Source organism: Pseudomonas sp. S150 (assembly GCF_004526365.1).
Classification (GTDB): domain Bacteria; phylum Pseudomonadota; class Gammaproteobacteria; order Pseudomonadales; family Pseudomonadaceae; genus Aquipseudomonas; species Aquipseudomonas putida_A.
Map to the genome: position 1 here is coordinate 5,857,369 of NZ_CP038207.1, position 12,644 is coordinate 5,870,012.

Consider the following 12,644-nt stretch of genomic DNA (forward strand, 5'->3'; position numbering starts at 1 on the left):
ACCTGTTCAGTCATGAACGGCTTCTCCGGTTTTCTTACTTTTGAACATGTCCAGTGCCAGCATCACCGCACCGACGGTGATGGCGCTGTCGGCGAAGTTGAACGCCGGGAAGTACCAGCGGTTCTGCCAGTGCACCAGAATGAAGTCGATCACATGGCCCAGGGCAATGCGGTCATACAGATTGCCCAGCGCGCCGCCCAGCACCAGCGCCAAAGCGACAGCCAGCCAGGTATCGTTGCGCCCCAGACGCTTGAGCCAGACCACCAGCACCGCACTGACCACAATCGCGATCAGGGCGAACAGCCAGCGCTGCCAGCCGGAGCTGTCAGCCAGGAAGCTGAAGGCAGCGCCGGTGTTGTAGGCCAGGGTCCAGCTGAAGTAATCGGGAATGATCACGATCTGCTGGAACATTTCGAGCTTGCCTTCGAAGTAGAACTTGCTGGCCTGGTCGATGACCAGAACCAGCAAACTCAACCAGAGCCAGCTCAACCGTCCGAAACGGCCAACGGCGTTAGGCATAGTGACGAACCTCGCCGGCGCCGCTGATGTTGTCGACGCAACGACCGCAGATTTCCGGATGCTCCGGGTTCACGCCGACGTCTTCACGGCAGTGCCAGCAACGGGCGCACTTCGGGAAGGCCGATTTGACGATCTTCAGTTTCAGGCCGCTGACTTCGGTGGCTACCGCGTCCGCAGGTGCCTGAACGAAAGGTGCCACGCTGGCAGTCGAGGTGATCAGGACAAAGCGCAGCTCGTTGCTCAGCTTGGCCAGGTCGACGCTCAGCGCCTCTTCGGCGAACAGCGTCACTTCGGCTTGCAGGTTGCCACCGACGGCTTTGGCCGCACGCTGGATTTCCATCTCTTTGTTGACCGCCACCTTCACTTCCATGATGCGATCCCAGTAGGCGCGACCCAGCTCGAAGCCTTCCGGCAGCTCGGTCAGACCTTCGTACCAGGTGTTGAGCATCACCGATTCGTTGCGCTCGCCCGGCAGGTACTGCCACAGCTCGTCGGCGGTGAACGCGAGGATCGGCGCGATCCAGCGTACCAGCGCTTCGGAGATGTGGAACAGCGCGGTCTGGCACGAGCGACGTGCCTTGCTGTCGGCGCCGGTGGTGTACTGGCGATCCTTGATGATGTCGAGATAGAAACCACCCAGCTCCTGCACGCAGAAGTTGTGGATCTTCGAGTAGACGTTCCAGAAACGGTATTCGCCGTAGTGCTCTTGCAACTCGCGTTGCAGCAGCAGGGTACGATCCACGGCCCAGCGATCCAGTGCGAGCATGTCTTCAGCCGGCAGCAGGTCGGTGGCGGGGTTGAAACCGGTCAGGTTGGAAAGCAGGAAACGCGCGGTGTTACGGATGCGACGATAGGCGTCCGCGCTGCGCTGCAGGATCTGCTCGGACACGGCCATTTCGCCGGAGTAGTCGGTCGACGCAACCCACAGACGCATGATGTCGGCGCCCAGGGTGTCGTTGACTTTCTGCGGCGCAATCACGTTGCCCAGCGATTTGGACATCTTGCGGCCGGACTCATCGACGGTGAAACCGTGGGTCAGCAACTCGCGGTACGGCGCGTGGTTGTCGATGGCGCAACCGGTCAACAGCGACGAGTGGAACCAGCCGCGGTGCTGGTCGGAACCTTCCAGGTACAGGTCGGCGCGCGGGCCGGTTTCGTGACCCATCGGGTGCGAACCGCGCAGCACGTGCCAGTGGGTGGTGCCCGAGTCGAACCACACGTCGAGGGTATCGCTGATCTTGTCGTACAGCGGCGCTTCGTCGCCCAGCAGTTCGGTGGCGTCGAGCTTGAACCAGGCTTCGATGCCTTCGACTTCAACGCGCTTGGCGACTTCTTCCATCAGTTCGACGGTGCGTGGGTGCAGTTCGCCGCTTTCCTTGTTCAGGAAGAACGGGATCGGCACGCCCCAGTTGCGCTGACGGGAGATGCACCAGTCCGGACGGTTGGCGATCATCGAGTGCAGGCGCGCCTGGCCCCAGGCCGGAACGAACTTGGTGTCTTCGATGGCTTTGAGCGAGCGCACGCGCAGGGTGTCGCCGCTGACCGGCTCTTTGTCCATGCCGATGAACCACTGCGCGGTGGCGCGATAGATCAGCGGGGTCTTGTGGCGCCAGCAGTGCATGTAGCTGTGTTCGATGACGGTGGTGTGCAGCAGCGCACCGACTTCGGTCAGTTTTTCGACGATGGCCGGGTTGGCCTTCCAGATGAACTGGCCGCCAAAGAACTCCAGCGACGGCACGTACACGCCGTTGCTTTGCACCGGGTTGAGGATCTCGTCGTTGACCATGCCGTATTTCTTGCAGGTCACGAAGTCGTCCACGCCGTAGGCCGGGGCGGAGTGAACCACACCGGTGCCGGCGCCCAGTTCAACGTAGTCGGCCAGGTACACCGGCGACAGACGGTCGTAGAACGGGTGACGGAAGTTGATCAGTTCCAGCGCCGAACCCGGCGCGGTGGCCAGTACGGTGCCTTCAACGCCGTAACGCGACAGGCAGGATTCAACCAGCTCTTCAGCCAGCACCAGCAGCTTGTCGCCGATATCAACCAGGGCGTAATTGAATTCAGGGTGAACGTTCAATGCCTGGTTGGCCGGGATGGTCCACGGGGTGGTGGTCCAGATCACGATCGAAGCGGGTTTGCTCAGCGATGGCAGACCGAACGCGGCGGCCAGTTTGGCTTCGTCGGCGATCGGGAAAGCCACGTCGATGGTCGAGGACTTCTTGTTCTCGTACTCGACTTCGGCTTCGGCCAGCGCCGAACCGCAGTCGAAGCACCAGTTCACCGGCTTCAGGCCCTTGAACACGAAACCGCCCTTGACGATTTCGGCGAGGGCGCGGATTTCACCGGCCTCGTTCTTGAAGTCCATGGTCTTGTACGGGTTGGCGAAGTCGCCCAGCACGCCGAGACGGATGAACTCGGTCTTCTGCCCTTCGATCTGCTCGGTGGCATAGGCACGGCACAGCTCACGGGTCTTGTCCGCGCCCAGGTTCTTGCCGTGGGTCACTTCAACCTTGTGCTCGATCGGCAGGCCGTGGCAGTCCCAGCCCGGAACATACGGCGCGTCGAAACCCGACAGGGTCTTCGAGCGGATGATCATGTCCTTGAGAATCTTGTTCAGTGCGTGACCGATGTGGATCGTGCCGTTGGCGTACGGAGGGCCGTCGTGCAGGACGAACTTCGGACGATCCTTGCCAATCTCGCGCAACTTTCCGTACAGGCCAATACTGTCCCAGCGCTGCAGGATCTGCGGTTCGCGCTGTGGCAGGCCGGCCTTCATTGGGAAGGCGGTGTCCGGAAGGTTTAGCGTGGCTTTATAGTCGGTCATTTAAGGCTCTTCATTAGCGATGGGCGCTAGGTGCGGCTAGTGCACGGGCGGCGGCGACATCCGCGTTGATCGCCGTTTTCAGTGCCTCCAGGGAGGCGAAACGCTGCTCTTCACGCAGCTTTTGGTGGAAAACCACCGTCAGACGCCGGTCATACAGATCGCCGGCAAAATCCAGTAGATGAACTTCAAGGTGGGCTTTGCCATCACCTTGGACCGTAGGCCGCACGCCAATATTGGCGACGCCGGGCCAGGTCTTGCCGTCGATGTCCACATCTACCAGGTAAACCCCGGTGAACGGTACGCGACGGCGCTTGAGTTGAATGTTGGCAGTGGGCGTACCCAGTTGCCGGGCCAGTTTCTGACCGTGCAGCACGCGACCGGCGATCCGGTACGGGCGGCCGAGCAGGCGTTCGGCCAAGGCAAAATCGGCGGCGGCCAACGCGTTGCGCACCTGAGTGCTGCTGACGCGAATGCCGTCCAGCTCGACGGTTTGCGCGGCTTCCACGGTAAAACCGTGAACCTGGCCGGCCTGCAGCAGAAAATCGAAATCGCCAAGGCGATCGCAGCCGAAGCGGAAATCGTCGCCGACTTCCAGATGCTGCACGCCGAGGCCGTCCACCAGGATGGTATCGACGAACTCACTGGCGCTGAGCTTGCTCAGGCGCTGATTGAAAGCCAGGCACAACACCCGGTCGACGCCTTCGGCGGCCAGCAGCTGCAGCTTGTCACGCAAGCGGGCCAGACGCGCCGGAGCGGTCTCCGGGGCAAAGAATTCCCGTGGCTGCGGCTCGAAAATCACCACGCAGCTGGGTACGCCCAACTCGAGCGCACGCTCACGCAGCCGGGCCAGGATAGCCTGGTGACCACGGTGAACACCGTCAAAGTTGCCAATAGTGGCGACGCAGCCCCGATGCTGGGGGCGCAAGTTGTGGAGGCCTCGAACCAGCTGCATAACGCGCTTCTTGCTCATAAAGTGGTCGATTATAACCACACCCGACGGTCGACGACAGGCAACACCGTAACGCAAAGTGATCGAGCCGACAAAACTGCCGGCCCGCGCCCGTTTATAAAGGCTGAAACCTCAGCTCAAAGCCTTGCGATTGAAGTCGCGCAGACGGAAACCGAGCAGCAGCAACATACCGAAATATGCCACCACACCGGCAACTACCAATGCCCCCAGACGCAGGAAGCGCTCCAGCATGTGCCCCTGATCCCAGGCCGGCATGAAATGCATGCCCAGTAGTAATACCGCCGACATGACCGCTACCGCCACTACCAGTTTGAAGCCGAACATGTACCAGCCCGGTTGCGGCTGATACATCTTTTGCTTGCGCAGTTGATAGAACAGCAGCCCGGCATTGAGGCAGGCACCGGCACTGATCGCCAGCGCCAGACCGGCGTGAGCCAGCGGCCCGATCAACACCAGGTTGAACAGTTGAGTGACGATCAGGGTGAAGATTGCGATTTTTACCGGGGTGCGGATGTTCTGTTGCGCGTAAAAGCCCGGCGCCAGCACTTTGATCACGATAATTCCGAGCAGACCGACAGAATAGGCAATCAGCGCACGCTGGGTCATGGACGCATCAAACGCGCTGAACTGGCCGTACTGGAACAGTGACACGGTCAGCGGCTCGGCAAGAATCCCCAGCGCCAGCGCACACGGCAACACCAACACGAAGCATAGGCGCAGGCCCCAATCGAGGATCCGCGAGTATTCGTGGCGATCCTTGCTCGCATAAGTCTTGGCCAGCGTCGGCAGCAAAATCGTGCCCAACGCTACGCCGAGCACGCCGGACGGCAATTCCATCAAACGGTCGGCGTAATACATCCACGACACCGAACCGGCCACCAGGAACGAGGCGAAAATGGTGTTGATGATCAGCGAAATCTGGCTGACCGAGACACCGATGATCGCCGGCAGCATTTGCTTCATCACTCGCCAGACGCCGGTATCGCGCAGATTCAGACGCGGCAGCACCAGCATGCCGATTTTTTTCAAGTGCGGCAGTTGATAGAGCAACTGCGCCAGACCACCGACCAGTACCGCCCAGCCGAGGGCCATGACTGGTGGATCGAAATACGGCGTGAGAAACAGCGAAAACACAATCATGCTGACGTTGAGCAGGGTCGGCACGAACGCTGGCACCGAAAAGCGGTTCCAGGTGTTGAGAATCGCCCCGGCCAGCGAGGACAGGGAGATCAGCAATATATAGGGGAATGTCACCCGCAACAGGTCGGAGGTGAGCTGGAATTTTTCCGGCGTATCGGCAAACCCCGGCGCCGTGGCCCAGATCACCCACGGCGCGGCGATCATGCCCAGCACGGTGACCAATGCCAGCACCAGGGTCAGCAGGCCCGAGACATAAGCAATAAAGGTACGGGTCGCCTCTTCACCCTGCTGACTCTTGTATTCCGCCAGAATCGGCACAAAGGCCTGCGAGAACGCGCCCTCGGCGAAGATTCGCCGCAGCAGGTTGGGCAGTTTGAAGGCAATAAAAAAGGCATCCGTCGCCATTCCGGCACCGAACGTGCGAGCGATGAGCGTGTCACGGACGAACCCGAGAACCCGGGAAAGCATGGTGATAGAGCTGACGGCGGCCAACGATTTGAGCAGATTCATTGAGGGAATGTGTGCCTGTCGATAAACAGCAGGCGAACAATGCGCCTACTTGTGCGATACTCTGCGCCGCAACAGCACAGAGCCAAAGCTCGCGAGTTTACAGGTCAAGCGCCGGAAATAAATATCCCGCCTCTTTACACCTACCACTTAGCGGAACGTTTCAAGCGCCCTTGACAAGACTTCTCTTCATCGGCATGATTCGCGGCCTATTTTGTTTGCTATTTCCTAAAAAGTCTTTCGAGGAGCTCGACGGTGGCCAACTCACCTTCCGCCAAAAAACGTGCAAAACAGGCTGAGAAGCGTCGCAGCCACAACGCCAGCCTGCGTTCCATGGTTCGTACCTACATCAAGAATGTAGTTAAGGCCATCGACGCAAAAGACGCTGAAAAAGCTCAAGCTGCATACGTTCTGGCTGTGCCAGTTATCGACCGCATGGCCGATAAAGGCATCATCCACAAGAACAAGGCTGCTCGTCATAAGAGCCGTCTGAATGGCCACGTCAAGGCACTGAAAGAAGCTGCTTAATCGACGTAGTCATTAAAAAACCGACCTTAGGGTCGGTTTTTTATTGCCTGCGATTTGGTGAATCCCGCACATAAAAAAGTGGGAGCGGGCTTGCTCGCGAATACAATCTGTCAGCCGGCATCTCTAGCGACTGACACGACCTCTTCGCGAACAAGCCCGCTCCCACATTGTGGATTTGCGGCGTTATTGCTGGACCGGCACCCACGGCACGATCGGGATCGCCGTCACCGCATTCTGCGGGCTACCTTCGATCACCCGATCGCTGTAGACAAGGTACACCAGCGTATTGCGCTTCTTGTCGAGGAAACGCACTACCTGCATGGTTTTGAATACCAGCGACGTGCGCTCCTTGAACACCTCATCACCATCCTTCAGTTCGCCCTTGAACTTGATCGGACCGACCTGACGACAGGCGATCGACGCCTCGGCGCGATCCTCGGCCAGACCCAGACCACCCTTCACCCCTCCCGTCTTGGCGCGAGACAGGTAGCAGGTCACGCCGTCGACCTTCGGATCATCGAAAGCTTCGACCACGATCCGGTCATTCGGGCCGACGAACTTGAACACCGTCGACACCTGACCGATTTCCTCGGCCGAGGCCAGCAATGGCAACGCCATCAGCAGACCCAACAATCCTTTTGCCATGCGCATCGCGTTTTTCCTTAGACCAGAATCAGGTTGTCACGGTGAACCAGTTCCGGCTCAGCCATGTAGCCCAGCACGCCGACAATTGCATCCGACGACTGACCAATGATTTTTTGCGCTTCAAGCGCACTGTAGTTGGCCAGACCGCGAGCAATTTCGCGACCGTCCGGCGCCACGCAGACCACCATCTCGCCACGCCGGAAGCTGCCCTGGACCAATTTGACGCCGACCGGCAACAGACTCTTGTTGCCCTGGGACAATGCCGACACCGCACCCTCATCCAGCACCAGCGTGCCGCGCGTCTGCAGATGCCCGGCCAGCCACTGCTTGCGCGCCGCCAGCATGCCGCGCTCAGGCGACAGCAGCGTACCGATGCGCTCGCCAGCCTTCAGGCGATCGAGCACTCGCTCCAGACGCCCACCGACGATGATGGTATGCGCCCCGGAACGCGCCGCCAGACGCGCCGCGCGCAGCTTGGTCTGCATGCCGCCACGCCCCAGCGCACCGCCGGTACCGCCCGCCACTGCATCCAGGGTCGGATCATCGGCGCGCGCTTCGTAAATCAGTTGCGCATCTGGGTTATTGCGCGGGTCGGCGTCGAACATGCCGTCGCGATCGGTGAGGATCACCAGCAGATCGGCCTCGACCAGATTGGCCACCAGCGCCGCCAGCGTATCGTTGTCGCCGAAACGGATTTCGTCGGTGACCACGGTGTCGTTTTCGTTGATCACCGGGATGACTTTCAGCTCGACCAGGGCACGCAGGGTGCTGCGGGCGTTCAGGTAGCGCTTGCGGTCGGACAGGTCATCGTGAGTCAGGAGAATCTGCGCGGTGTGCCGGCCATGCTCGGCAAAGCTCGACTCCCAGGCCTGCACCAAGCCCATCTGGCCGATTGCAGCAGCGGCCTGGAGCTCGTGCATCGCACTGGGTCGTGCGGTCCAGCCCAGACGACTCATGCCGGCAGCCACCGCCCCGGAGGACACCAGCACCAACTCGACACCTGCCTCATGCAGGGCGACCATTTGCTCGACCCAGACACTCATTGCCGCACGATCCAGCCCTTTGCCATCAGCTGTCAGCAAAGCGCTGCCGATCTTCACGACCCAACGCTGCGCACCTGTCACTTTGCTCCGCATCATCTTCAACCTTAGCTTGAGGGCCGCGCGACCCAGCGCTGCCCGTGACGTTAATCGTGGCTATTGGTGACCAACGATCGATTTCCAGATACTAAAACGCCGCTCGATTGAGCGGCGCTTAAGTTTACTGCAACGAATCAGTCGCGCACGTAAATGATTTCCGGACCGTCTTCATCATCCACATCTTCTTCGTCCCAGTCATCGTCGCCAATGTCGTGGACCGACTTCACGCCGCTGCGACGCAGGGCACGCTTGTCATCCAGCGCCTGCAACTGCGCACGAGCTTCGTCTTCGATGCGCTGATCGAGATCAGCCAGTTCTTCCTTGTACGCAGGATCGTTGGCCAGGCGATCGGCACGATCTTCCAGATAACGCATGATGTCGCGGGTCAGGCGCTCGGTGCCTTCTTTGGCGATGGCCGAGATCACGTAGACAGGACCTTCCCACTGCAGGCGATCAACGATTTCCTTGACGCGCTCTTCATGCTCTTCTTCAAGGATCTGGTCGCACTTGTTCAGCACCAGCCAGCGATCACGCTCGGCCAGCGACGGACTGAATTTGACCAGTTCGTTGACGATCACTTCAGCAGCGTCCGGTGCGCTGGTGTCATCCAGCGGCGCCATGTCGACGAGGTGCAGCAACAGACGCGTACGCGCCAGGTGCTTGAGGAAGCGAATACCCAGGCCGGCACCGTCGGAAGCGCCCTCGATCAGACCCGGAATGTCGGCGATGACGAAGCTTTTCCAGCGGTCAACGCTGACCACACCCAGGTTCGGCACCAGCGTGGTGAACGGGTAGTCGGCGACTTTCGGCTTGGCGGCCGACACCGAACGGATAAAGGTACTTTTACCGGCATTCGGCAAGCCCAGCAGACCGACGTCAGCCAGCACTTTCATTTCCAGTTTCAGGTCGCGCTGCTCACCCGGCTTGCCCGGAGTGGTCTGGCGCGGCGCACGGTTGGTACTGGATTTGAAACGGGTATTGCCCAGACCGTGCCAACCGCCCTGCACCACCATCAGTTTCTGGCCGGCCTTGGTCAGGTCGCCAATCACTTCCTGGGTGGCCGAGTCGATCACGGTGGTACCGACCGGCACGCGCAGGATCAGGTCTTCACCCTTCTTGCCGGTGCAATCGGTGCTGCCGCCGTTGGAGCCACGCTCGGCATCGAAGTGCCGGGTGTAACGGTAGTCGACCAGGGTGTTGAGGTTCTCGTCGGCCATCATGTAGATGGAACCGCCGTCACCGCCATCACCGCCGTTCGGGCCGCCGTTTTCAATGAATTTTTCCCGACGGAAACTCATGCAGCCATTGCCGCCGTCGCCAGCTTTTACGCGGATCGATACTTCGTCTACAAACTTCATAACTCAACGCCTCTCGCCATACGGACGAGCCGAAAAACAATCAAGACATAAGACTCTTGCAAAAATGAGCGCAGCGACCCCAAACCACGACCTGCATCGCACGCCGACAGCCCATACAAACAGTTTTGCAAGAGACTCACCCCACAAACGAAAAAGCCCCGTCGCAAGACAGGGCTCTTCCAGCGATCTCGCGATTATGCCGCGACAACGCTCACGTAACGACGACCGAAGGCGCCTTTTACTTCAAACTTGATCACGCCTTCGATTTTCGCGAAGAGGGTGTGATCCTTACCCATGCCAACGCCGTAGCCAGCGTGGAATTGGGTGCCGCGCTGACGCACGATGATGTTGCCGGCCTTGATGACCTGGCCGCCATACATCTTCACGCCAAGGCGTTTGGCTTCTGAGTCGCGACCGTTACGGGTACTACCACCAGCTTTTTTGTGTGCCATGAGTTCAATTCTCCTAGTGAGGAATTAGGCTGTAATTAAGCCTGAATACCGGTGATTTTGATCTCGGTGAACCACTGGCGGTGGCCCATACGCTTCATGTGGTGCTTACGGCGACGGAACTTGATGATGCGGACTTTATCGTGACGACCTTGGGAGATCACTTCAGCCTTGACGGTTGCGCCAGCAACAACAGGTGCGCCGATGTTCACGTCGTCGCCATTGGCGACCAGCAGAACGCGGTCAAAAGTCACGGATTCGCCAGTAGCGACTTCCAGTTTTTCGATCTTCAGGTATTCACCTTCAGCGACCTTGTATTGCTTACCGCCGGTAACGATTACTGCGTACATGGTATTTCTCCGATAATCCTGCTCACCCAGCTCTTTATAAGAAGAGGTATTGGCTGGCATGGCTGCATGGGGATGGAACGGCCCAAGTGCAATTGCGTAAGGCAGGTGCTGCCCAGGAAGTTCAGGGTGCGCGATTGTACGCAAGCCGCGAGAGTCACGCAAGTGGCCGTCCATCGCGCCTTGACAGGCCCCGGTGTGGGTCCTAGCATGCCGCGCAACCCTTCTGGAGCAACTGTCGCTGATGCAACCCCAAGCTTTCTACCGCGCGGTGGCGGACGATTTTAACGCCGTCGACGGCATCATCAAGAAGCAGCTGACTTCCCGAGTGCCGCTGGTATCGAAAATCGGCGATTACATCACCTCGGCCGGCGGCAAACGCCTGCGTCCTTTATTGGTGCTGCTGTGCGGCAAGGCCTTGGGTCGCGAAGGCGACGACATGCGCCTGCTGGCCGCCACCATCGAATTCCTGCACACCGCGACCCTGCTGCATGACGACGTGGTCGACATGTCCGGCATGCGCCGTGGCCGCTCGACCGCCAACGCTATGTGGGGCAACGCCCCGAGCGTGCTGGTCGGCGACTTCCTGTACTCGCGCTCGTTCGAAATGATGGTCGAACTGGGTTCGATGCCGGTAATGAAGATCCTGTCCCAGGCCACGCGCATCATCGCCGAAGGCGAAGTGTTGCAGCTGTCCAAGGTACGCGACGCCAGCACCACCGAAGAAACCTACATGGAAGTCATCCGCGGCAAGACCGCGATGCTTTTCGAAGCCTCGACCCACAGCGCCGCCGCACTGGCCGGTGCCACCGCCGAGCAGAGCGAAGCCCTGCGCACCTTCGGTGATCACCTCGGCGTGGCGTTCCAGCTGGTCGACGACCTGCTGGACTACAAGGGTGATGCCGAGACTCTGGGCAAGAACGTCGGTGACGATCTGGCCGAAGGCAAGCCGACCCTGCCGCTGATCTACACCATGCGCGAAGGTACGCCGGAGCAAGCTGCTCTGGTACGTCAGGCGATCCAGAAAGGCGGGATCGAAGACCTCGAAAGTATCCGCATCGCCGTGGAAGCCTCGGGTTCGCTGGAGTACACCGCGCAACTGGCCCGCGACTACGTGGCCCGTGCGATCAAGTGCCTCGACGCGCTGCCGGCCAGCGAATACCGCGATGCACTGGTGGAACTGAGCGAATTTGCGGTCGCCCGCACGCACTGATCTGCCTTCTGTGGGAGCGGGCTTGCTCGCGAAAGCAACCTGTCATTCAACATTAATGTTCAATGACACACCGCATTCGCGAGCAAGCCCGCTCCCACAGTTGTTTCTGCTCTATGCCCTCCTGCGCGTAAAACCCTATACAATGTGCGACTTTTAGCGATCCCCTATCAAGGAGCCTTAGTGAGCACGTTGCCACCCTGCCCGAAATGCAATTCCGAATACACCTACGAAGACGGTGCCCAACTGATCTGCCCGGAGTGCGCCCACGAGTGGTCGGCCAACGGCGAAGCCGAAGTGGCATCCGATGATGCCGTGAAGAAAGATTCGGTCGGCAACGTGTTGCAGGACGGCGACACCATCACCGTGATCAAGGACCTGAAAGTCAAGGGCACTTCGCTGGTGGTCAAGGTCGGCACCAAGGTCAAGAATATCCGCCTGTGCGACGGCGACCACGACATCGACTGCAAGATCGACGGCATCGGCCCGATGAAGCTCAAGTCCGAGTTCGTCAGAAAGGTCTGATCCTGCTGTCAGCCATCCCGTGCCCGCCGCGGGATGGTGCGTCACCCTCCCCGCCAGCCCCCGCATTCTCGCGTAATAGCCAGACGCCAGCCGTTTTGACCTTACGCAATCTTTACCCGGAAAAAATCGCATTCCGCCAATAGGCACTTGCTATTTGACGAATAAGAATTATTCTCATTGAAACCTTTCAAGGAGATGAGACCCATGACTTATTTGATCGATGCCTGGCTGGATCGCCCACACCCGTACCTCAGGATCCTGCATCGGGAAACCGGCGAAGTCTGTGCGGTACTGGAAGAAGAAGCACTGCATGAGCTGCAGGATCAGGGTGATCTGGACGTCAGCAGCCTGAATTCCAGCGAACCGCTGGTGCTCAAGGAGCTGGTGCGCAATCTGTTCCTGTTCTGCTATGCCCGGGCGTTGCGCCCGACCAATGAGCTGCATCACAAGATCGAAATATGATCAGCGCCATGGAAACTGTGG

The 12,644-nt window shown here is 59.6% G+C and carries 13 protein-coding genes; 4 read left to right on the forward strand and 9 right to left on the reverse strand.

What is annotated here, in order from left to right:
• Positions 1 to 6: 6 nt before the first annotated feature.
• The 4 genes from lspA to murJ all read right to left on the reverse strand — a co-directional run bounded on the left by lspA (position 7) and on the right by murJ (position 5,963).
• Positions 7 to 519 (reverse strand): signal peptidase II, encoded by a 513-nt coding sequence (gene lspA, locus E3Z29_RS27200; protein ID WP_007963824.1) that lies wholly within the window; start codon positions 517 to 519, stop codon positions 7 to 9.
• Complete coding sequence (gene ileS, locus E3Z29_RS27205) at positions 512 to 3,343, reverse strand: isoleucine--tRNA ligase (RefSeq protein WP_134787364.1); 2,832 nt, start codon at positions 3,341 to 3,343, stop codon at positions 512 to 514. Before ileS ends, lspA begins: the two co-directional genes overlap by 8 nt.
• A 13-nt stretch (positions 3,344 to 3,356) precedes the next feature.
• Complete coding sequence (ribF, locus tag E3Z29_RS27210) at positions 3,357 to 4,295, reverse strand: bifunctional riboflavin kinase/FAD synthetase (RefSeq protein WP_003228347.1); 939 nt, start codon at positions 4,293 to 4,295, stop codon at positions 3,357 to 3,359.
• A gap of 129 nt (positions 4,296 to 4,424) precedes the next feature.
• On the reverse strand, positions 4,425 to 5,963 hold the full coding sequence (murJ, locus tag E3Z29_RS27215) for a murein biosynthesis integral membrane protein MurJ (RefSeq protein WP_134787365.1): 1,539 nt from the start codon (positions 5,961 to 5,963) through the stop codon (positions 4,425 to 4,427).
• A gap of 252 nt (positions 5,964 to 6,215) precedes the next feature.
• Between murJ and rpsT the strand changes: the two genes are divergently transcribed.
• Positions 6,216 to 6,488, forward strand: coding sequence for a 30S ribosomal protein S20 (gene rpsT, locus E3Z29_RS27225; RefSeq protein WP_003228351.1), 273 nt, complete (start codon positions 6,216 to 6,218; stop codon positions 6,486 to 6,488).
• Between the two features lie 183 nt (positions 6,489 to 6,671).
• Here the strand turns inward: rpsT and E3Z29_RS27230 are convergent, their stop codons facing one another.
• The 5 genes from E3Z29_RS27230 to rplU form a co-directional block, all read right to left on the reverse strand.
• A complete protein-coding gene (locus E3Z29_RS27230) occupies positions 6,672 to 7,139 on the reverse strand; it encodes a CreA family protein (protein ID WP_003228353.1) in 468 nt (155 codons plus the stop codon).
• A gap of 11 nt (positions 7,140 to 7,150) precedes the next feature.
• The gene (proB, locus tag E3Z29_RS27235) at positions 7,151 to 8,269 is read right to left on the reverse strand and encodes a glutamate 5-kinase (RefSeq protein WP_027612826.1); all 1,119 of its coding nucleotides are present in this window, start codon (positions 8,267 to 8,269) and stop codon (positions 7,151 to 7,153) included.
• 137 nt (positions 8,270 to 8,406) lie between these two features.
• Positions 8,407 to 9,630: an Obg family GTPase CgtA gene (gene cgtA, locus E3Z29_RS27240; RefSeq protein ID WP_003228358.1), complete on the reverse strand. Its 1,224-nt coding sequence runs from the start codon at positions 9,628 to 9,630 to the stop codon at positions 8,407 to 8,409.
• A 194-nt stretch (positions 9,631 to 9,824) separates the two neighbouring features.
• Complete coding sequence (gene rpmA / locus E3Z29_RS27245; protein WP_003228360.1) at positions 9,825 to 10,082, reverse strand: 50S ribosomal protein L27; 258 nt, start codon at positions 10,080 to 10,082, stop codon at positions 9,825 to 9,827.
• 35 nt (positions 10,083 to 10,117) lie between these two features.
• Positions 10,118 to 10,429: a 50S ribosomal protein L21 gene (gene rplU, locus E3Z29_RS27250; protein WP_003228361.1), complete on the reverse strand. Its 312-nt coding sequence runs from the start codon at positions 10,427 to 10,429 to the stop codon at positions 10,118 to 10,120.
• A 241-nt stretch (positions 10,430 to 10,670) separates the two neighbouring features.
• On the opposite strand from rplU, the gene E3Z29_RS27255 reads away from it, so the two are divergent.
• The 3 genes from E3Z29_RS27255 to E3Z29_RS27270 all read left to right on the forward strand — a co-directional run bounded on the left by E3Z29_RS27255 (position 10,671) and on the right by E3Z29_RS27270 (position 12,623).
• Positions 10,671 to 11,639 carry a polyprenyl synthetase family protein gene (locus tag E3Z29_RS27255; protein WP_003228362.1) on the forward strand — a complete coding sequence of 323 codons (969 nt, stop codon included), beginning with the start codon at positions 10,671 to 10,673 and terminating at the stop codon, positions 11,637 to 11,639.
• A gap of 180 nt (positions 11,640 to 11,819) precedes the next feature.
• The gene (locus E3Z29_RS27265) at positions 11,820 to 12,161 is read left to right on the forward strand and encodes a zinc ribbon domain-containing protein YjdM (protein ID WP_003228364.1); all 342 of its coding nucleotides are present in this window, start codon (positions 11,820 to 11,822) and stop codon (positions 12,159 to 12,161) included.
• A 204-nt stretch (positions 12,162 to 12,365) separates the two neighbouring features.
• Positions 12,366 to 12,623, forward strand: coding sequence for a hypothetical protein (locus E3Z29_RS27270; RefSeq protein ID WP_003228365.1), 258 nt, complete (start codon positions 12,366 to 12,368; stop codon positions 12,621 to 12,623).
• Positions 12,624 to 12,644: the final 21 nt, after the last annotated feature.